General features: G+C 69.9%; 15 protein-coding genes. 5 read left to right on the top strand and 10 right to left on the bottom strand.

What is annotated here, in order from left to right:
* Nucleotides 1-125: 125 nt before the first annotated feature.
* The 9 genes from MRBLWH3_RS18360 to MRBLWH3_RS18320 all read right to left on the bottom strand — a co-directional run bounded on the left by MRBLWH3_RS18360 (nucleotide 126) and on the right by MRBLWH3_RS18320 (nucleotide 12,001).
* The gene (locus MRBLWH3_RS18360) at nucleotides 126-1,505 is read right to left on the bottom strand and encodes a M20/M25/M40 family metallo-hydrolase (protein ID WP_363435148.1); all 1,380 of its coding nucleotides are present in this window, start codon (nucleotides 1,503-1,505) and stop codon (nucleotides 126-128) included.
* A complete protein-coding gene (locus MRBLWH3_RS18355; RefSeq protein WP_363435145.1) occupies nucleotides 1,502-3,145 on the bottom strand; it encodes an ABC transporter ATP-binding protein in 1,644 nt (547 codons plus the stop codon). Before MRBLWH3_RS18355 ends, MRBLWH3_RS18360 begins: the two co-directional genes overlap by 4 nt.
* Nucleotides 3,142-4,119: an ABC transporter permease gene (locus MRBLWH3_RS18350; protein WP_116195886.1), complete on the bottom strand. Its 978-nt coding sequence runs from the start codon at nucleotides 4,117-4,119 to the stop codon at nucleotides 3,142-3,144. Before MRBLWH3_RS18350 ends, MRBLWH3_RS18355 begins: the two co-directional genes overlap by 4 nt.
* Nucleotides 4,120-4,130: 11 nt before the next feature.
* The gene (locus MRBLWH3_RS18345) at nucleotides 4,131-5,048 is read right to left on the bottom strand and encodes an ABC transporter permease (protein WP_414685388.1); all 918 of its coding nucleotides are present in this window, start codon (nucleotides 5,046-5,048) and stop codon (nucleotides 4,131-4,133) included.
* Nucleotides 5,049-5,126: 78 nt separating this feature from the next.
* A complete protein-coding gene (locus MRBLWH3_RS18340) occupies nucleotides 5,127-6,743 on the bottom strand; it encodes an ABC transporter substrate-binding protein (RefSeq protein WP_363435142.1) in 1,617 nt (538 codons plus the stop codon).
* 177 nt (nucleotides 6,744-6,920) lie between these two features.
* A complete protein-coding gene (locus tag MRBLWH3_RS18335; RefSeq protein WP_363435140.1) occupies nucleotides 6,921-8,804 on the bottom strand; it encodes an FAD/NAD(P)-binding protein in 1,884 nt (627 codons plus the stop codon).
* Nucleotides 8,801-10,165: an NtaA/DmoA family FMN-dependent monooxygenase gene (locus tag MRBLWH3_RS18330; protein WP_116195889.1), complete on the bottom strand. Its 1,365-nt coding sequence runs from the start codon at nucleotides 10,163-10,165 to the stop codon at nucleotides 8,801-8,803. Before MRBLWH3_RS18330 ends, MRBLWH3_RS18335 begins: the two co-directional genes overlap by 4 nt.
* On the bottom strand, nucleotides 10,162-11,385 hold the full coding sequence (locus tag MRBLWH3_RS18325) for an LLM class flavin-dependent oxidoreductase (RefSeq protein ID WP_363435136.1): 1,224 nt from the start codon (nucleotides 11,383-11,385) through the stop codon (nucleotides 10,162-10,164). The genes MRBLWH3_RS18330 and MRBLWH3_RS18325 overlap by 4 nt, the downstream gene beginning before the upstream one ends.
* Before the next feature lie 46 nt (nucleotides 11,386-11,431).
* On the bottom strand, nucleotides 11,432-12,001 hold the full coding sequence (locus MRBLWH3_RS18320; protein WP_116195891.1) for a flavin reductase family protein: 570 nt from the start codon (nucleotides 11,999-12,001) through the stop codon (nucleotides 11,432-11,434).
* A gap of 131 nt (nucleotides 12,002-12,132) precedes the next feature.
* Here MRBLWH3_RS18320 and MRBLWH3_RS18315 point away from each other — a divergent pair, with 131 nt between their 5' ends.
* The 5 genes from MRBLWH3_RS18315 (at nucleotide 12,133) to MRBLWH3_RS18295 (ending at nucleotide 18,442) form a co-directional block, all read left to right on the top strand.
* A complete protein-coding gene (locus MRBLWH3_RS18315; RefSeq protein WP_363435133.1) occupies nucleotides 12,133-12,657 on the top strand; it encodes an NADPH-dependent FMN reductase in 525 nt (174 codons plus the stop codon).
* A gap of 19 nt (nucleotides 12,658-12,676) precedes the next feature.
* Entirely contained in the window at nucleotides 12,677-14,215 is a 1,539-nt protein-coding gene (locus MRBLWH3_RS18310) for a protein adenylyltransferase SelO (protein ID WP_363435130.1), read from the top strand.
* 241 nt (nucleotides 14,216-14,456) lie between these two features.
* Nucleotides 14,457-17,201 (top strand): AAA family ATPase, encoded by a 2,745-nt coding sequence (locus tag MRBLWH3_RS18305; protein WP_363435128.1) that lies wholly within the window; start codon nucleotides 14,457-14,459, stop codon nucleotides 17,199-17,201.
* Nucleotides 17,202-17,418: 217 nt separating this feature from the next.
* Entirely contained in the window at nucleotides 17,419-17,829 is a 411-nt protein-coding gene (locus MRBLWH3_RS18300) for a DUF4259 domain-containing protein (protein ID WP_363435125.1), read from the top strand.
* A gap of 61 nt (nucleotides 17,830-17,890) precedes the next feature.
* Nucleotides 17,891-18,442, top strand: coding sequence for a DUF6578 domain-containing protein (locus MRBLWH3_RS18295; protein ID WP_363435123.1), 552 nt, complete (start codon nucleotides 17,891-17,893; stop codon nucleotides 18,440-18,442).
* A 305-nt stretch (nucleotides 18,443-18,747) separates the two neighbouring features.
* On the opposite strand, the gene MRBLWH3_RS18290 is transcribed toward MRBLWH3_RS18295, so the two are convergent.
* Entirely contained in the window at nucleotides 18,748-20,217 is a 1,470-nt protein-coding gene (locus MRBLWH3_RS18290) for a HEPN domain-containing protein (RefSeq protein WP_363435121.1), read from the bottom strand.
* Nucleotides 20,218-20,220 lie beyond the last annotated feature (3 nt).

Raw genomic sequence — 20,220 nt, 5'->3', positions numbered from 1 at the left:
TGCCGCGAACTCAGGCCGCGGTTGGGTTTACAGACTTCGCAGATTCGCGCGGAGCTCGCAGAGATCCGGCGGTCCGGTGCGAGAAGGGCGCGACCCTGCGAAGTCTGTGAAGCCGGGAGGACACTTCATACCGCGGCCTCCTCGGGAGTGCGGGTCCTGGTCGCGGTGCTGGTGTTGGCGTGGAACGTGCGCACGGCGTGGTCGAGTGCGTCGACCGTGAGGGCGATCGAGTCGAGGTCGATGCGCTCGTCGTTGCCGTGGAACAGGCGGCGGAAGGTGCCGTAGTCCCAGCGCTCGCTGAGCACGCCGAAGCCGTAGGCCGGGATGCCGCGGCGACGGTAGAACCGGCCGTCGGTGCCGCCCACCCCGAGCATCGGCAGGAGCTCCGCCGTCGGGTAAGCGCGGCGCACGGCGCTGCCGAGGGCGTCGAACAGGGGAGTGTCGATCGGCGAGGCCGTCGACTCGCCGAACCAGTCGCCCTCGATCTCGATGTGCTCGATGAGGTCCCCGAGCGCGTCGCGGATGAGCCCCTCGACGTCCTCCCGGGTGACATCGGGTAGGACGCGAATGTCGAGCTGCACCGTCGCCGTGCCCGGAATGACGTTGCCCTTCTCGCCGGCGCGGACGATAGTCGGCGAGATCGTCGTGTGCGTCGAGGCGTGCGCGAACCCGCCGAGGCTACCGAGGTGTGGCAGGCCGTTGTAGAACCGCGCGGGGTCGGTCAGGGCGGTGCGGGTCGCGGGTTCGAGGTCGAGTGCCTCGGCGTACGCGCGCCATTGCGGCGTGATGACTGTCGTGCCGCGGTGCCGTGCGAGGCGGGTCACCGCCTCGGCCGCGATGACGGCGGCATTGCGGGATCCCCAGGGGGCCGAGCCGTGGCCCGGCGCACCGGTCACGCGCAGCAGCCGTCCGGCGCCTCCCTTTTCGCCGACCATGACGCCGAGGTGCGGCCGTGCGCCGGCGTGGGCGCCGCCGGACTCGGTCAGCACGTAGTCGGCGTCGATGAGGTCGAGACGGTGCTCGGTGAGCCAGCCCACACCGAAGCGGCTGCCGTTCTCCTCGTCGGCGACGGCGGCGAAGATGAGGTCGCCGCGCGGACGGAAGCCGCCCGTCGCGATGGCTCGGGTCACGACGGCGTAGGCGGCGGTGAGGTTGAGCATGTCGATCGCGCCCCGGCCCCACAGCACGCCGTCGACGATCTCGCCCGCGAACGGATCACGCGACCAGCCCGCCGGCTCGACCGGCACGACGTCGGTGTGGCCGACGAGGGCGAGCGACGGCGCGGTAGGATCCGTGCCCTCGATGCGGATGATGAGCGAGGCGCGGCCCGGATGCGGCTCCACCACCACGCCTTCGACCCCCGACCCCTCGAAGAACCCCTGAAGCGCGCGCACCTGCAGGTGCTCGTGGCCTGAGTCGGGCGTGCCGTCGTTGACGGCCGCGTTGCGGATCAGCTCCTGCAGCAGCTCGGTCGTCTGCAGCGCCAGCGAGCCCTGGGCGCTCATGCCGCGGCCCCTTCCGCGAGCACCGGCGGCGACAGGGTCGACCCCGGAATCGCCTCGATCAGCCGTCGCGTGTACTCCTCGCGCGGCGTACGGAGCACCTGCGCGGTCTTGCCCTGCTCGACGACCCTGCCCTGCTGCATCACCGCCACGCGGTCGGAGATCTCGCGGACAACCGCGAGATCGTGGCTGATGAACAGGTACGACACCCCCGAGTCGCGCTGCACCGCCGCGAGCAGGTCGAGGATCTGGGCCTGCACCGACACGTCGAGCGCCGACACGGCCTCGTCGAGAACGACGAGGTCGGGCCGCAGCGCGAGCGCGCGCGCGATCGCAACCCGCTGCCGCTGGCCGCCCGAGAGCTCGGCCGGGCGCCGCGACGCGGTCCCCGCCGGCAGCGCCACCTGGTCGATCAGGTCGCGAACGCGGCGCGCCCGCTCCGCCTTGTCGACGCCATAGGCGCGCAGCGGCTCGTCGATCACCTCAGCGAGCGTGAACCGCGGGTCGAGCGAGGCGAACGGGCTCTGATAGACGAGCTGGAACCGCCGGCGCAGTGCGCGCAGCTCCTCGCGGCCCGCGGCGACCAGGTCCTCGCCGTCGAAACGGATGCTGCCCGCCGACGGCTTCTCGAGGCGCAGCGCCAGTCGCGCCGTGGTGCTCTTGCCCGAACCCGACTCGCCCACGATCGCGAGCGTCTCACCCCGGTCCACGCGGAACGACACGTCGTCGACCGCGACGAGCTTCCCGCGTCCCGGAAGAGAGAATTCCTTGCGCAGACCCGTGACCTCGAGGAGCGCCCGGGTGGCGTCACCCTGTTCCGTCCGAAGCGGTCGCTCGGCGACGCGCACCGTCTCGCCGCGGAGCCCGGGTGCCGCGGCGATGAGCGCGCGGGTATACGCATGCCGGGGGCTCTCGAGCACCTGGCGCGCGGTCCCCGTCTCGACGATCTCGCCGTTCTGCATCACGATGATGCGGTCGGCGCGGTCGGCGGCGACGCCGAGGTCGTGGGTGATGAGCAGCACGGCGGTGTCGAGCGTCGACGCCAGCGTGTCGATGTGGTCGAGGATCTGCTTCTGCACCGTGACGTCGAGGGCGCTGGTCGGCTCGTCCGCGATCACGAGCTGCGGCTCGGCCGCCAGTGCCGTCGCGATGAGCGCGCGCTGCTTCATTCCGCCCGAGAACTGGTGCGGGAACTGCTTGGCGCGGGCTTCGGGCTCGCCGATGCCGGCGAGGCGCAGCAGCTCGACGGCCCGCGCATCGGCGCCTCGGCGCGTGGCGAGCCCGTGGATGACGAGCGGCTCGCCTACCTGGCGTCCGACGCGCTTGACCGGGTTGAGGCTCGTCGTCGGGTCCTGCGGGATGAGCCCGATCGCGCGCCCGCGCACCTCACGCCACGCCCGGCGCGAGAGCCCGGTCAGGTCGGTGCCGTCGAAGACGATCGAGCCGGCGTCGACGGAGGCGTTGGAGGCGAGCAGGTGGATCACGGCGTGCGCGGTGGTGCTCTTGCCCGAGCCCGACTCGCCCACGATCGTTACGACCTCGCCGCGGTCGACGGTGAAGCTCACGTCGCGGACGGCCGGGCGCGGCCGCCCGCCCAGCGTGTATGAGACCGACAGGTTCGAGACTTCCAGGAGCGCGCTCATCGGATTCCTCCATTGCGCTCGAGGGCGCGCGAGATGCGGTTGGCCGACAGCACGACGGCGACGATCACGAGGCCCGGCAGCGTCGTGAGCCACCACGCCACGGCGAGGTAGTCGCGTCCGCCCGCGACGAGCGAGCCCCACTCGGGCGTGGGCGGCGGCGCGCCGAAGCCGAGGAACGACAGTGACGAGATCGCGAGCACCATGACTCCGAACTCGAGGGCGGCCAGCGCGACGACCGGGCCGGACGCGTTGGGCAGCACGTGACGGCGCAGCACGGTGTACCAGCGCACCCCCGAGACGCGGGCGGCCTCGACGTAGACGGCGGTGGCGATCTGCAGCACCTCGGCGCGCATGACCCGGGAGAAGGATGCGATGCTCGCGAGTCCGACCGCGATCGCGACGTTGAGCGTGCCGAAGCCGAGCGCGGTGATGAGCGCCAGCGACAGGAGCAGGCTCGGGATCGCGAGCAGCACGTCCATGAAGCGCATGATCGCGTCGTCCACGAACCCGCGGAGGAAGCCGGCGAGCAGGCCGAACAGCGACCCGACGGCGAGGCCGACGATAACGGCAACGGAGGTCGCGGCCAGCGACGTCGACGCCCCATAGACCACGCGGGCGTAGAGATCGCGACCGAGGTTGTCGGTCCCGAAGATGTGCTCGGGGCTCGGCGGAAGCAGCCGATCCTGAGGGACTCCCACGTTGGGGTCCCAGGCCGTGAACCACGAAGGCACCACCGCCCACAGGGTAACGAGGGTGAGCACGAGGATCGACGCGACCAGGGTCGGCTGCTTCAGCAGCGCGACGACCGGCTTCAGCGCAGAGCGGCGGGTGGCGGCATCCGTTCGCTCTTCCTCGAGGGTCGCCGCGTGCGGGCTGCCCGACGGATCCGCGTTGGGATGGACGATCGACTCGACGAACGGGTCGTGCGGCTCGAGGGTGCGCGCGGGCGGGGAGAGCACGTTCTCGACGGTCATGGCTGCTCCTGTCAGGCTGCGACGAACGCCGTGCGGGCGAGCGTGATGCGGCGGTCGATAAGGGGGTAGACGAGGTCGACGACGAGGTTCGCGACCACGAACACGAGGGCGGCGAAGACGACCACGGTCTGGACCACGGGCACGTCACGGTTGTTGACGGCGGTCACGACGAGGCGGCCGATGCCGAGGCGCGAGAACACGGTCTCGGTGACGACGGCGCCCGAGAGCAGGCCGCCGATGAGCACGCCGACCATCGTGAGAGACGGGATCGCCGCGTTGCGGAACGCGTGGCCGAGCTGCACGCGGCGCTCGCTCGCCCCCTTGGCGCGCACGATCTCGACGTACGGCTGGGCGAGAGTCGACCGCAGGCTGCGTGACAGCAGCTGCGCGATGAACGCGCCCGAGGGGATCGCGATCGTGATCGCGGGCAGCACGAGGCTCTCGAATCCTTCGTTGCCCATCGACGGGAAGAGCCGGATGCGGAACGAGAAGGCCTGCAACAGCAGGAGTCCGATCCAGAACACCGGGATCGAGACGCCCAGCGGCGGCAGCGACGACAGCAGGTTGCGCAGCCACTGCGCGCGGGCGAGCGACGCCGACAGCGCAAGGACGATGCCGAACACGACCGACAGGACGAACGCGAACGCTGTGAGCGCGAGCGTCGGGGGCAGTGACTCGAGGAGAAGATCGGATGCCGGGCGCCCGGTCTGCGTCGAGACGCCGAAGTCCCCGGTGAGCGCCTTGCCCAGGGCGACGAGGTACTGCTCGTACAGCGGGCGGTCGAGCCCGAGCTCGCTGCGCAGCTGCGCCACGAGCTCGGGGTCGATGGCCTCCTGGTCGCCGCCGCCCGCGAACAGGGTCGCGGCGTCGCCGGGAAGGAGGTAAAGGATAAGGAACGAGATCGTGTACGCGGCCCACAAGACGATCACGCCCTGCCCGATCCTCCGGGCGATGTATCGACCCCACATGTTCTCGTCCCTCATCCCTTTCGGTGTGCCCGTGCGCGCTTACTCGGCGATCCAGGCGTCGTAGAAGTCCAGGCGGCTGGACGCCTCGAACGTCAGACCCTGCACCTTCGACGCGGCCGTGATCGTGGTCGACAGCTGGTAGATCGGGATCGAGTAGCCGCCGGTGATCAGCAGCTCGGCGGCCTCGTCGACGACTTTCTGACGCTCTGCCGGGTCGATGATCGCGGCCTGCTCGTCGAGCAGCTCGTCGATCTTGGCGGGCTCGGTGCGCTTGGTGGCGTTGCTGGTGCCGCTTACCGAGAACACCGTGCGCAGCACGTCGGGATCGGCCCGCGTCAGGTTGCCGTACGAGAAGTCGTACGTGCCGTCGGCGTTCGCGGCGGTGACGTCGGCAATGCTGGCGAAGGTCAGCTGCAGGTCGACGCCGATCTGGCGCAGCTGCTGCTGCACGAACTCGAGCACCTCCTTGGGCGACTGCCAGTACGTCACGTGGAAGCTGAGCTTCTCGCCGTCCTTCTCGCGGATGCCGTCGTCGCCCTCGGTCCAGCCCGACTCCTCGAGCAACTCGGCGGCGGCGTCCGGGTCGTACTCCAGCACGTCGCTCAGGTCGGTGAAGTACGGGGTCGACGAGGCGAGCGGCGACACGGCGGGCAGGTCGTCGGGGCCGAGCAGGGTCGAGGTGATCTGCTCGCGGTCGATGCCCTTCTGGATCGCGAGGCGCACGTTCTCGTCGGCGAGCTTCTCGGTCGACTGGTTCGCGTACAGGTTGTAGACCGAACCGGGGTTGGCGCGGTTGACCGACCAGAAGTCGTCGCCCTCGAACAGCACGGCGTCGGCCGTCGCGATGCCCGTGGTCGCATCGATCTGACCCGACTGCAGGCTGCCGGTGCGGTTACCAGACTCGGGGACTACCTTGTACGTGATGGTGTCGAGGTAGGCCTCGCCGGTGTGGCCGGCGGTCGACGGGCCCCACTCGTAGCCCTCGCGGCGCTCGAGCACGGCGCCCTCGTTCGGCGTGTAGCTCTGCACCGAGAACGGACCCGAGCCGATGTAGTCGCCGAGGCAGCGGTCGGCCTGGCTTACCGCGGCGGTGGCCGGCGACAGCAGGCCGAGGGTGAAGGTCGACGTCGCCTGCAGGAACTGCGCATTCGGCTCGGTGAAGTTGATGGTCACCGTCTGGTCGTCGACCACGTCGATGCTCTCGAGGTCGGCGAGGTACGACGAGCCGAGCGTCGCCTTCGCCCCCAGCGCCTGGATCGCCTCGAAATTCGTCTTGACGGATGCCGCGTCGATCGGTTCGCCGTCGGCGTACGTGGGGCCGTCCTGGAGGGTGAACGTGAAACTCGTCGCGTCGCCGTTGACCTCCCACTCCTCGGCAAGCCACGGCAGGATCTCACCCGTCTCAGGGTCCTGGATCGTGAGCGAAGCGACGGTCTGTCGAGCGATCGCGATGGCGTCGTTGTTGCCGACCTGCTGCGGGTCGATGCACTGGCTGTCGACTGAGATCGCGAAGGTCAGGTTGCCCCCCGTGACGGGCTCCGCCTCGGCGGATGCGTTCGGGGCGGGGTCGCCGGCGCCGGTCGCGCACGCGGTCAGCGTGAGCGCGACGACGCCGATCGCCGCGAGCGCGGCGGTGCGGGGTCGGGTGAACGACATGGTGTCTCCAGAAGCTGTGGCGGGAAGTCGCGGCGGGGATGCCGGCTCGTGACCTCAGCGTCTCTGAAGTGCGGCGCCGACCCCGAGGGCGCGTGTCACACGCCGTGAAGGTCGGTTGCGCGCGGTCACACGCCGTCACGCGGCGTCACACAGAGGTGCCGGAGAGGGGGCGTCGAGCTACGGCGCGACGGGCACGGCGAGGTCGAGGCGGGCCGCGATGGCACCGGCGACCGCGTCGGTCTGCCGCAGCGACAGGGAGTTCGCCGCGGGCCGGGTGAACGCGCCGGCCTCGGTCTGGGACGTGAACGGCCCGATGGCGAAGAGGGTGTCGTGCGGCGAGCCGTCGGGTCGCAGCACGCGCCCGTTCTCGGCGACCCGCACGCGGCCGAGCGAGCCGTCGTAGTCCTCATCGGCAACCCGCAGCTCGGTGCCGTGCACGGTCGCGAGCTCGCGCAGCGCGACATTCGTGCTGAGGGGGGCATCGGCAGCCGGAAGCCACGCGTCGACGAGCGCTCCGGCTACCGTCTCGCCGGGAACGCGGGCGCTGGATGCCGCGAATCCGCGTGGCTCGACGGTGACGGTGACGTCGGGGCCGAGGAAGCGCACCACCCCCGCATCGGCGAGGGCGAGCAGTTCCTCGAGCCGATGCGGCGGCGGTCCGCTCGCCAGGTAGCTGAAGAAGGTGTGCCAGCGGACCGGCAGCGTGTGTGCGCGCGAGCGCGCGTTCCAGCGTTCCTTCGGGATCTCCGACAGCGCCATGAACGACAGGAGCGCCGCCATGAAGACGCCCTGGGCGGGGCTGCGCTCCTGGTTCGTGCGCAGCTGCAGGTCGTCCGCGATGTGGGCGCGCACCTGGCGGTGCGCCTCGTCGGTGTCCGCGAATTCCGCGCCGGCGAATGGGCGATCGAATGCGGCGACGTCGAACCGGTCCAGGGGATCGGGCACGACCGTGGCGATGGCATCCTGAAGCGCCGGGTCGTCCCACGCGTGCGCCCGCAGCACCGGCCGGAAGCCGTCCCAGGTGGTGGCCACCCGTTCCGGATGGCCGGTGAACAGCTCGCGGTAGTGGCCGTGCAGCAGTTCGCCGGCGATGAGCGGCCAGGCATCGTGGTCGAAGTCGAGGGGCCGTCCCGCGCGCTGCAGGTCGGTGATCGCCTCGGGCGTGAGCACCTCGCGCAGCGGCGCGTCGCCCTGCAGCGTCGAGGTCACCTTGGAGCGGTATGGCACGCCGCGGCGCGAGCCGAGGTGCAGCCGGGGCTCGCGTCCCGACGCCAGGTAGCGGAGGGCGCCGTCGCCGTCCCGGTCGAACCGGCCGCCGCGTCCCTGGGTGAGGAGCACCACGAGATCGACGGCCGCGAGGCCCATTCCGCGCACGATGACGTCCCCCTGCTCCGGCAGCACGGACAGGTCCGCATCCGCGGTGAACGCCGGGCCCACGTACACGAGCCCCTCGCGCAGCGCGGCCGCCGCAAGCGCTGCAGACGCCGGATCGGGCTCCCGCTCGGTGTGGCCCAGGCAGTAAGCCACAGCATCCGTCACGATTTCGCGACCGCTCGCGAGCGAAACGCGGTGCCTCCCCGACGGCGCCGGCCGCACCGACGTCACCGTGTCCGTGTGCAGACGGATCGTCACACCCTCTGGCGCGCTCGCCGCAGTGCGGCGGAAGAACCAGTCGAGGTAATGACTGTGGAGGCGCCGCGTCGGGAAGCCTTCGGGCGCGAGCGTGCGTGCCTCGGCGGCCGACAGTTCGTCGAGCTCGACCTCGGGCAGCTCGCCTGCGCGCCAGAGCTCGAGCCACTCGCTCAGCGAGGGACCAGGGCGCACCGGTCCGTCGATGGTGCAGCTGTCGTCGGTGAACACCGTGACGTCGCTCGCCATCGAGTTGAGTTTCAGCAGTGGCGACTGCGCGTGGCGCCAGATGCGGCCGGCGCCGGGAGGGTGCGGGTCGACGAGGTCGATGTCGAGCTGGGTGTGGCCGTCTGCGCGCGCCAGCACGCGTTCCAGGAGCATGGCGGCCCGGGGGCCCGCTCCGACGAACAGCAGGCGCGCGCGATCGCTCATCGCGCAGCGAGTGCCGGTGCGGGGTGCGGTACCGGGAGACCGAGCAGGTCGCGGAGCGTCGCGCCCTCGTCGTATGACCGGCGGTACGAGCCGCGTTCCTGCAGCAGCGGCACGACGCGCTCGGCGAATTCGTCGAGGCCGTGTGGAGTCAGGTGCCCGACGATCGTGAAGCCGTCGGTCGCGCGCTCCTGCACGAACCGATCGATCTCGGCCGCGATGCGCGCGGGCGTGCCGACGAAGGTGTGCTGCGCGGTGAGGCGGATGACCAGCTCGCGGATGCTGAGCCCCTCGGCCTCCGACAGCTCGCGCAGCTTCGCGATGCGTGCCCGCACCGCCGCGTGCCGGTTCGCCCAGCCCCGCGCCGTCTCGCTGCCGGTGTCGGGCTCGACGTCGGGCAGCGGCCCGTCCGGGTCGTAGCCCGAGAGGTCGCGGCCCCAGACCTGCTCGACGTAGGTGAGCGCGACCTCGGGACGCACCTGCTGCAGCGCGATCTCGCGTGAGCGCTCGCGGGCCTCCTCGTCGGTGTCGCCTATCGCGAAGGTCGCGGCGGGGAGGATCTTGAGCGAGTCCTCCTGGCGGCCGTAGTGGGCGAGCCGCCCCTTGACGTCGTCGTAGAACTCCCGGGCGTCCTCGAACTCCTGATGCAGCGAGAAGATGACCTCGGCGTGCTCGGCGCCGAACGCGCGGCCGTCGGCCGAGTCGCCGGCCTGCACGATCACCGGGCGGCCCTGCGGCGAGCGGGGCACGTCGAACAGCGCGTCGACGTCGAACTGCGCGCCGCGGTGGCGCACACGTGTGGGCACGCCGTCGTCGAGGAACACGCCGGTCGCGGCATCCGCCCGCACGCCGTCTTCAGGCCAGGAGTCCCAGAGCTCCTTGGCGAGCTGTGCGAACTCACGCGCCCGCTCGTAACGATCGGCGTGGTCGAGGTATCCGCCGCGGCGGAAGTTGGCGCCGTGGAAGGCGTCGGAGCTCGTCACCGCGTTCCAGCCGGCACGGCCGCCCGACAGGTGGTCGAGGGTCGCCAGCTGCCGCGCGAGCTCGTACGGCTCGTTGAACGTCGTGTTGAGCGTGCCGACGACCCCGACGTGCTCGGTGATAGCGGCGACCGCGGCGAGGATCGACAACGTGTTCGGGCGGCCCAGCACGTCGAGCTCGTGGATTCGGCCTTTGTGCTCGCGCAGGCGCAGTCCCTCGGCGAGGAAGACGTAGTCGAACAGCCCGCGCTCGGCGGTCGCGGCGAAGTGCTCGAACGACGCGAAGTCGATCTGGCTGCCCGCGGTCGGGTCGGTCCAGACGGTGGTGCTGTTGACGCCGGGGAAGTGGGCGGCGAGGTGGATCTGACGGATGCTGCGGCTCACAGCGCGACCTTCTCTCGGACGTAGCGGCTCTCGGGGCGGGCGAGGTCGAGGCGCGCACGCAGCGTGCCGGCGCCGTCGTCCTCGCGCAGCGTGCGGGTGGACCGCAGCAGCGGCACGACCTTCTCGGCGATCGCCACGACGTCGGCGGGCAGGCGGGCGGGCCGCAGGCGCACCCCGTCGACACCGGCGGCGGCCAGTTCACGCACCGCGTCGGCGACGTCGCCGGGTGTGCCCACGACGATGCGCGCGTCGGAGGTGAGCGGCGCGCCGTCCCACTCATCGAGGCGCTCGGCCGCGCTGCGTGCAGCCGGCTCGGTGTCTTCGATCAGCACGAGGAGGTCGGCGTAGACCCGCAGGCGTTCGTCGCCCGTGCGCAGATCGTCGGCCGCGGCATCCAGTTCCGCGCGGATGGCGTCCAGCTCGAAGCCGGGGCGGCCGCCTGCCTCGTGGGGCGTGGTGAAGACGAGGTCGGCATGCGCCGCGGCGAGCCGGTAGGGCACCGTCTGGTGCGCGAGGACCGTGAGCAGTGGCCGTCCCTGCGGCGACCGCGGCACGATCGATGCCCCGGTGACCGCGAAGAACTCGCCTTCGAACTCGATGTTGTGCACCCGGTCGGCGTCGAGGAAGCGGCCCGTCGCGGCATCCCGGATGATGGCGTCGTCCTGCCAGGAGTCCCACAGCCGCGACAGGACGTCGGCGAACTCGCTGGCCTCGCGGAAAGCCGCGAGGATCTCGGGGGAGTCCTCGACCCGGCCGGAGGCGGGGATCGCGTCGACGCCCGCGGCGCGGCGCCCGAAGTTCGCCCGCTCCGCGGCGGAAGCTCCCGCGACCAGGCGCACGCCGGCGCGGCCGCGGCTGGCGAAGTCGAGAGTCTGGATGCCCGTCGCGACATGGAACGGCTCGGTGTGCGCCGTCGTCACGGTCGGTACGAGACCGATCCGGCGTGTCAGCGGTGCGACGAAGGAAGCGATCAGGACGGCGTCGAGGCGGCCGCGGACACGGTCACGCCGCAGGCCCTCGAGCGGCTCGAAGCGGTCGGTCAGCGACAACGCGTCCTCGATCGTCGCCAGCGCGACTCCGCTGTCATCGGCGGTGCGCAGCAGATCGCGCCAGTAGGCAGGCGAGGCCAGCTCGTGGGGACGCGCGGTGGACTCGCGCCAGGCGGCGGGATGCCAGCCGGTGCGCTCGAAGGCGATGGCGATGTGCACCTGTTCGGTCACGGTCGTTCTTTCCTCTAGCTCGGGTTCGGATGATGGATCGCGGACGTCAGCCCACGCGGGAGTGGTCGCCCAGCCGGTGCCAGCCGCGGTTGTGATAGACCAGTGCACCACCCCCGGCGTCGGACTCCTCCCGGGCGATGTGCGCCTGCACCGCATGTGCGGCGATGACCGTCGAGCCGCCGGCATCCATGCGACTGACCACTGCGCACCGCACCCACGCCCGCACCCCGCGGAAGACCGGCTCGCCGGTGGGCAGCGGCGCCCACGACTCGGAGTCGGCGAAGCGGTCGACGCCGCTCGTTGCTCCCAGGCGCGCGAGATCGATATCGTCGGCGTCCAGCAGATGCACGACCACGGAGTCGGCCGCGAGGATCGTCGGCGTCGACGACGAGATCGACGACACCGAGAACACCAGCAGGGGCGGATCGGCGCTGACCGACGATACGGACGACGCGGTGAGCGCGACCGGACCGCCGGAGCCGGTCGCCGTGATGACGGCGACGCCGCTGGGGTGCCCACGGAACAGCGTGCGAAACTCCAGCGGGGAGATCGCGCCGCAGATCGAACGCGTCGCGGGATGCTGATCGGTCGCGGAGGCACTGGGGAGAGCGGTCATGGCACGACGGTAGGCGCGGCTCCCCGGCCAGGATGGGGTCGGCACGAAACACGAGGAAACGCGCCGTCATACGGCGGCGCATGGCGTCATCGAAGGTTCTGATCCCCTGGCGATCGGCTTGCATGGGGGGCATGTCGAGCATCGTCGTCCTGGTCGGGAACCCTCAGCCCTCGTCACGCACGCGCCTGGTGGCGGAGGAGGTCGCCGGGCGGATCGCCGCGCGCTCCGGAGCTCGGGTGGCGGACACGATCGACCTGGCCGACGTCGCATCGCTCCTCTTCCGCTTCCCCGACGACACCATCGACGAGCTGCGGCGCCGGGTGACGGCGGCCGATCTCGTGGTCGTCGCAAGCCCGACGTACAAGGCGACCTACACGGGGCTGCTCAAGGCCTTCCTGGACCGCTTCACGGCGGGCGAGCTGAACGGCGTGACCGCGGTTCCGCTGCTCACCATCGGCGCGCCCACGCACGCGCTCGCCGTCGAGCACGGCCTGCGTCCGCTGCTGATCGAACTCGGAGCGTCCACGCCGACGCGAGGCATCGCGTTTCCCGCGTCCGAGACCGACCGCCGCGCAGAGGTCGTCGAGGGGTGGCTACACACGGAATGGCCCGCGCTGGAGCGCGTGCTGGGTGCGGACGCCTCCGTCGCACATTGACGGCCGGGGGGAGTTCAGGGTGGCGCGCGCGGTGGGGGCCGACCCCATGATGACGGATGCCGCGTCCCACGCCGCGACGAACACTACGCTCGATCTGCCCGCCTGCCTGCCATGGCTGGAGCGGACCTGGGCCGAGTCGTTCCCCGAGCTGTCCCGCCCCGTCACCCCGGTGCGACCCCCCGAGCCCCGGCTTCTCGCACTGGGAGAGGAGGTCGCGCGCGACGTCGATCTCGACCCTGCATACCTCGGCTCCGCCGAAGGCGTACGCTTCCTTACCGGCGAGTCGTTCCATGAGGGCCGGCCGCCCGTTGCGCAGCTGTACGCCGGGCACCAGTGGGGCGTCTTCAAGCCCGTCCTAGGCGACGGGCGCGCGGCGCTTCTCGGGGAGCGTCGCGACAGCCACGGTCGCCTTCGCGATGTGCACCTCAAGGGCATCGGGCCGACGCCGCTCTCGCGCGTTGATGGGTACGCGGTTGTGGGCCCGATGCTGCGCGAATTCTTGATGGGCGAGGCCATGCACGCCCTGGGAGTTCCCACGACCCGCATGCTCGCGGTGGTCGCCACGGGCAGACCTCGAGAACTCGACGGCTCCCTCCTGCCCGGAGCTGTTCTTGCGCGAACGGCATCCGGTCACGTGCGGTTCGGCTCGTTCGAGTACGTGCGCGCCCAGGAAGACCTGGCGCTGCTGCGCCGGCTCGCCGACCACGTGATCACGCGACATTATCCGCAGGCGGCCGAGGCGCGGCATCCGTATCGGGCACTGCTGGAGGGGGTCGTCGGTGCGGTCGCCGCGCTCACGGCGCACTGGATGCGCATCGGCTTCGTGCACGGCGTGCTCAGCACCGACAACGTGCTCGTGGGCGCCGAGACCGTCGACTACGGGCCCTGCGCCTTCCTCGACGCGTATGAGCCGGGCGCGTACTTCAGCTCGATCGACCGGTTCGGGCGCTACGCGTACGACAGGCAGCCGTCGATCATGCAGTGGAATCTGGAGCGACTCGGCGAAGCGCTGTCGCCGCTGCTCGCTGATGAGACGACAGCGGGGGAGGCGGTCGCTGCCGAGATCGTCGCCGGCTTTGATGCGCAGTACCAGCGACGCTGGGCGGAGGCCTTCCGCACGAAGCTGGGCCTGCATACGGGGGTTAGCGCGGCCGACGCGGCCCCGCTCGCCCACGACGCGCTCACTCTGCTCGCCGAGCACAAGGTGGACTTCACGGGATTCTGGCGGAATCTCGCGACGGCGGCCGAGGGCGATGAACGAGCTGTTCGAGATCGATTCCTCGGACCGCTACCAGAGCTCGATGCCTGGCTAGTGCAGTGGCGCGCGCTTGCGCCCGATGCCGCGACGATGCGCGCGGTGAATCCCCACTACATCGCCCGGAACCACATCGTCGAAGGGGCACTGCAGGCGGCGAACGCGGGCGACCTCGCTCCCTTCGAGCAGCTCGTCAAGCTGCTACGCAACCCCTACACCGAGCGGCCGGGTAGCGAATACCTGCGGTTCGCGCGGCCGGCCCCGTCAGGCACTCCACCGCACCGCACGTTCTGCGGCACCTGAATTGGCCCGTCGTTCCTATCGCTGGTCGGCACCCGGGGGATCCCGTCCGGTGCCGACGATCCACGAGCGGAGTGCTGCTGGGCCACGAGATAGTCGCGCCGAGGCAAGAGAAGTTCGGAATCGAGGCACGAGAAGTTCGGAAGCGAGGCGAGAGAAGTATGGAATAGAAGTAGGGAATGCACGCAGGCACCAACGGTGATTGCTAGTGGTGAATGACTAGCAATGGCAGTAGCCTGACGGCATGAGGGGTGGGCTCGAGCGGTGGAAGCGGGGCGGTGACTCTCGCGGTGTTCGACAGGCGATTGCCTACGCGTTCGATGGTGTCTGCGACGCGCACCTGCAGGAGACGTACGGCGTCGACGCGCTCGAGGCGTACAGCGAAGCCGCGCATGACTCGGCCGTCACGCGTTTCATCGCCGAGGGTGGCGAGCTCCGTGCGGACGAGTTGCCGCCGAGCGCATTACGAACGTGGCTGACCGGCCACGACCCCGTGACGGGTGAGGAGCGCGGGAGGCCACAGCTGCGTGCGGAGGCAGATCTGCTGCTGGATGGCACGCTGAATCACCCTAAGTCGTACAGCATCGCCGCCGTGCTGCACTCGGAGTTGGCGGCCGAGTTCGAGGCGTTGCAGGACCGCATCCGCGACCGCACGATCATGCTGTGGCAGCGCGAGTTGAACGCCCGCCGGGGACACGGCGGCCTCATCCGCGAGTCGATCGCCCGCCTCGAGGTGGTGGAACTGCAACACCGCCGCTCCCGCGCGCTGGACCCGCATATCCACCGGCACTTGTGGCTGAACGTGAAGGTCAAGGGTGAGGACGGCAGGTGGTCCAACGTTGACTCACGGGTGGCGATGAAGTTCCATACCGTCGTCAACGCCGAAGGCGAACTCGCTGCGCGGACCGACCCTCAGTGGATCGCGGCGCTTGCCCGCCACGGCTACACGATCCGTCCTGACGGGGAGATCGCGGAGCTCGCATCGGCGGTGGCCCCGCTGTCGCGGCGGTCGGCGCAGATCGAGGCGAACCGTAGCCGGCTGATCGCCGCATGGCAGTCGGCGCACGGTGGGTCGCGCCCGAGCGTGGAGGTGCTGGCGCAGATCGACCGGCGGGCGTGGGCGGTGTCCCGGCCGAACAAGCCCGCACTATTGGATGAGGGCTCATGGGAGCGCGCTGTCCGGGACGAGCTGGCAACGCTCGACCCGGGCCTGCTGAACCGCCGCGCACCACACGCGGTCGCCCCGATCACGATTGCGGAGCTGGATCTGGAGCTGCTGGCCGCGCAAGCGGTGGTGGATGCCGACGAGCGGTCCCGGGCATCGAGCGGCCGGTTCAGCAGCTTCGACCTTCATGCTGGCGCGCTGCGCGCGCTCGCCGGAACCGGGATCGTGGCAGGCCGGAGCGACCTCGACGGGACCGTCGGGGAGGTCGTTCGTTGCGCTTACCAGCGCGTGGTGAGGCTGATCGCAGAAGAGAGTTTGCCGGGGCACATCAAACAGCTCATGGCGACGGAGACCTGCCGGTTGAAGGTGCGGCTCGCGGGTCGGTTCGATGCTCTCGCGACGCCTGGTCGGTCCCGGCTGCCCGACGAGTTGCGCCGGGCAGCTGCATCCGTCGAGGGGATCGACCGGTTGGACCGGTCACAGCTTGTCGCGGCGTGCGCTATCGCCGGCACCGATCGGCTCGTCACCGTCACCGGCCCCGCCGGCGCCGGGAAGACCACGATGCTGCGCACTGCGCACGCCGCCCTGTACGCGCAGCGGCGCCGCATGCTCGTCGTGGCCCCCACCCGCAAGGCCGCATCCGTCGCTGCGCGGGAAGTGGGCGCGGACGCATCCAGCCTGCACGCCCTGCTGTACGACCACGGCTACCGATGGATCCGAGATGTCGCTGGCGCACAGGTATGGACACGGCTTGCCGTCCGCGACATCGACCCCACCACCGGGGCGGTTTATCCCGGACCGCAGCAGTATCCGCTGTATCCGAGGGACCGGATCGTGGTGGACGAGGCAGGCATGGTCGACCTGCAGACTGCTGACGCGCTCGCCGAACTCGCGCTCGATACCGGCGTCGACCTGGCCCTGGTCGGTGACCCACACCAAGCCCTGCCCGTCGGGCACGCGGGGGCGATGGCGATCGCCACGCGCCACACCACCGCCACCGTCGAGCTGGATACCGTGCACCGATTCCGCGACCCTGCCTACGCCGCCCTCACACTGCAGCTACGCCACCCTCGGGACCACCAGCACGCACTCCGCATCGCGACCGCTCTCGCCGCCGGCGGCCACGTCCGCCGCGTGGAGTCCACCGAAGCCGCGCGCACCGTCATGGTCGACGGGTACATCGACGCCCGGGCTCATGGGCAGCGGGTTGCACTGGTGTGCGGCAGCAACACGGAAGCCGACGCGGTCAGCACACTCATCCAGCAGCACCGCGTCGACATCGGCGAACTCGACCCCAGGGTCCTCGCGTGGGGGCGCGATGAGCAACGACTCCTCGTCGGAGATACCGTGCAGACCCGCCGCAACGACCCTCGCACCGGCATCGATAACCGCGCCACCTGGATCGTCGACGGCATCCGCGACGACGCGATCGACCTAGTCTCACCCAGCGACGCCGGCGAGCGCCGCCGTATCACCCATGATTACGCCCTCGACTACGTCCAACTCGCCTACGCCTCAACCGTGCACGGCATCCAAGGCGACACCACCGACGCCGCCTTCGTCGGGCCCGACGTCGACGCCGCCGGACTCTACGTCGGCCTCACCCGCGGTCGCCATCACAACGTCGCTGTCAGCGTTGCCCACAGCGACCGAGCCGCGATCGACGATGTAGCCACGACGATGCTCCGGGGTGCCGCCGAGATCACTATCGCCGAGTCGATTACGGCCGCTCATCTCGAACTCCGCCGAGCCTCACGAGAAGCGGCTACTCGACCCGTCGGATACGGCCCACTGAACTCGTTCGGGAACGGAATCACGCGCTAGGCCCGGCACGCAAGATGAACCCCGAGTGTGCGCACTCGCGAGCGGGCTAAACGAGCGATCTGGGCCGAGTCAGCATCTACGCGTGGCGCTATCGAGTCGCGCGCTGGCGAACCCATGTCCGCACGATTGCGGACCGCCATCCGCGCTTGAAGGTCGCGGTCAGTGACGTTGTCCACAGCTGTCATCGCGGGCACCTGCTGCACGTTACTGTGCCGTCATGGGTGCATGGAGTGCAGAGCCGTTCGGCAACGACACCGTGGCCGACTGGGCGTGGGAACTCGACGAGGCCGAGAATTGGGACCTGGTTCTGGATGCCCTCACCGGTGTCCTCGAAGAGGAGCCGGCATCCATCGACGCGGATGTTGCCAGTGTTGCCATCGCAGCGGCCGAGGTCGTCGCGCACGCCAGTGGCGCACCCACTCAATCAGACGTCTACACGGAAAGCGTTACCGCGTTCGTGGAGCGACTTCCGAATCCGCCACAAGGGATCGTGCCGGTCGCGCTGAGTGCGCTCGAGATCGCGGCCTCTCCGCAAGGGGAGCTCGCTGAACTGTGGAGCGACGCCGGATCCGAAGCGTGGGCGGCCGCAATCGCGCGAGTCCGCGAAAGCCTCTCCGCCGCGCGGTAGCACACCCACCTCCGGGCCCGCGGTGCAGATAGGTCCGCCGCCGCTCGCTACGGTGGGCTGCATGACGCACGTGTGGCTGACGGAGTGGGAGTGGGCGTGCTGTGGTGACGCATTCGTTGTCGGCGACGAAGTCGACTTTGGCATCGCCACACGCACCCCCGATCCGTCGCTCGGTGACCTCCTCGGTCCGGCACTGATCGCAACGGTGGACGCGGTCGAGTCGCATCACGAACAGGAAGTCGCCGATCGAGTGCGCGGCCGCGTGACCGCCGTGAGTATGGTCGCGCACGAAGTCGAGGAACGTCGCTCACTGCGTCGTCCAGGCCACGGCGCGCCGGCTGACGCAGTCATGCCGCCTGACGGCGAGGAGTGGCCACTGGTCGGCCGGGACCTCGGCGGCGGCGTGTTTGCGGGCTCGAGACCGTCGCGGTACGTGGTTGAGATCGTGCCTGTGCCCGGCACAGCCAAACTGGAGCCGACCCGCGGCGTGCGGCTGCCGCCGGAAGAACCGGATACCCCGCTGCAACCGGACGGCGCCAGCATGAGCCGTCCGCTCGGCGAAGGTACGACTCGCTCATTCGCCGGGTGGTTGGTCGACATCGAAGAGCGGTAATCCGCCGCGTCGGATGCCCGGCCCAGGACCGACATCCGGGCGCTCGATGACCATAAGGCCCGACCGCCGGGATACTGAGAGTAGAGAGAAATGCGGCCCGGGGCGCGCTATGACGCCACCGGCTCCCGCGCTGCGGGTGAGGCTTCTCTCCGGCGCCCTTCAGTCGTTCGCGGATCGCCTGCGCAGCGAGCTCACCGGCGGCCTGCCTGGTTGACCGCGGTGACTATGCAGTGCGCGTTCGACGAGTTCGACATCCGCGTCCAAAAGCTGCGCGATGTTGTCGGGCGTAAGGGGCGCTTCGTCAGTCAGCCCGTCTCGGAGGAGAAGTTCTCCTGGCCAAAGTCGCACGCGATGCGAAGGTCAGGCTGTGCGCTCAGCGCTTCAGCGAGCGCGTCGATCGGCGCGCCCAGCTCGAAGAGCAAGTTCAGCGCTACCACTGCCGCGGTGACCTCTGAGACCGCAGCCATTTGCTCGACACTCTGCGCTTTGGTCTCGCCTGTGTGAGCGAGCTGGTCTCGCGATGTGCGTGCCGCCCTTGCCCACTTTTCGGCATCTGGGACAAGTGTGCTCATGAACTCGCCGGGGCGGCGGGCGAGGTCAAGGAGCCGGTCCTTTAAGGACGGCTCGTTTCTCGGGAGTCGGTCCCGGACCCATGTCACGAGTTCTGGCGGAGTCGCATCGACGAGCAGCTTGCGAAGGCGACGGTACTTGTCATCATCGATCGGTGAGGCTGGCGCGAGTGCGCGATGCATCGACTCCGCAGCGGCGACGGCCGCAATCAACTGAGTCTCGACGTAGCCGCCCGGGACGTACTTGAGTCCGAGGATCATGCCTCGCGCAGCTGAGAACGTCTCACGCACCTCGAACCACCGCTGCATGAGCGTCTCGAAGTCAAAGTCGTCGAGGGTGACTACGAAGTGGCGAGCCTCGAGCGCCGACGCCGTCGGGTTGGGCTGCGTGATCCGTTTCTGGACGACGTACACCTCGTTCCTGACGCTTGCTCGGGGATCACCCTCGCGGTAGCGCTCAGGCGTCGCAGGCAGGAGGAGTCGGATCGACAGCAAGCCACACGCGGTCAGCCCACACAGGGAAATCAGGTCCCCGGCGCTTCTCAACTCTTCAGTCCAGCCCGCGAGGCTCCGCGGCTGCCCAGAGGTGATCTGGAGCGATGCCGTCTCGCGCAAGCTCTCACGAGTTCCCCACCGCGTGAACTCGCTCTGCGGCAGCCACAGCATGTGAAAGAGCGTCGCCGTAACGTCACCAATTTCAGCCACGAGCGGGCCGACTTGCACATTCGTGATCCCGCTGGTGCGGCGTCCGTCGTCGTCGCGTCCCACCTCGGACCGCATGCCGCTCAGGCGAGACCATGACGACATGTTCTCGATGGTCGCGATGGCGCCCTCAAACACGGTCGAGTCGGCGTCGTCCAGGTGGCATCCTACGAGCGCCGTCTCCGCATGCGCGATGGTCGAATCCGCGGGACCTCGATGTCCGACGCGGAACCGTTCCATTTTCGTGAAGAAGACGTCCGCGAGAGTGATCAGCTCCCCGCGCGACACTCCGTGGATCAGCGGTGCCTGCGGCATCCGGTTCGCCGTCACGATAACCGACTCGGTTGGCTCCTCGTAGTCGATACTCCATCCGCCGATCAGCCGAAGCGTTAGCCCGTCATCCGGCTCGAACGAGAGCACGCCCGCGACTCGGTCGTCAGGCGCCGAAGGCAACCACCAATGCCCTGACCATTCGTGTGAATCGCTCAGTAGGTACTTATCCACGAC

Source organism: Microbacterium sp. LWH3-1.2, assembly GCF_040675855.1.
Classification (GTDB): Bacteria; Actinomycetota; Actinomycetes; order Actinomycetales; family Microbacteriaceae; genus Microbacterium.
Note: the sequence above shows the minus strand (reverse complement) of the source record. Positions and strands in the feature narration are given on the sequence as shown.

Coding starts and splice junctions, on each gene's coding strand:
- MRBLWH3_RS18360 (WP_363435148.1), bottom strand. CDS start 1,505: ATGAGCGCCCAGGGCTCGCTGGCGCTGCAGACGACCGAGCTGCTGCAG.
- MRBLWH3_RS18355 (WP_363435145.1), bottom strand. CDS start 3,145: ATGAGCGCGCTCCTGGAAGTCTCGAACCTGTCGGTCTCATACACGCTG.
- MRBLWH3_RS18350 (WP_116195886.1), bottom strand. CDS start 4,119: ATGACCGTCGAGAACGTGCTCTCCCCGCCCGCGCGCACCCTCGAGCCG.
- MRBLWH3_RS18340 (WP_363435142.1), bottom strand. CDS start 6,743: ATGTCGTTCACCCGACCCCGCACCGCCGCGCTCGCGGCGATCGGCGTC.
- MRBLWH3_RS18335 (WP_363435140.1), bottom strand. CDS start 8,804: ATGAGCGATCGCGCGCGCCTGCTGTTCGTCGGAGCGGGCCCCCGGGCC.
- MRBLWH3_RS18320 (WP_116195891.1), bottom strand. CDS start 12,001: ATGACCGCTCTCCCCAGTGCCTCCGCGACCGATCAGCATCCCGCGACG.
- MRBLWH3_RS18315 (WP_363435133.1), top strand. CDS start 12,133: ATGTCGAGCATCGTCGTCCTGGTCGGGAACCCTCAGCCCTCGTCACGC.
- MRBLWH3_RS18305 (WP_363435128.1), top strand. CDS start 14,457: ATGAGGGGTGGGCTCGAGCGGTGGAAGCGGGGCGGTGACTCTCGCGGT.
- MRBLWH3_RS18300 (WP_363435125.1), top strand. CDS start 17,419: ATGGGTGCATGGAGTGCAGAGCCGTTCGGCAACGACACCGTGGCCGAC.
- MRBLWH3_RS18295 (WP_363435123.1), top strand. CDS start 17,891: ATGACGCACGTGTGGCTGACGGAGTGGGAGTGGGCGTGCTGTGGTGAC.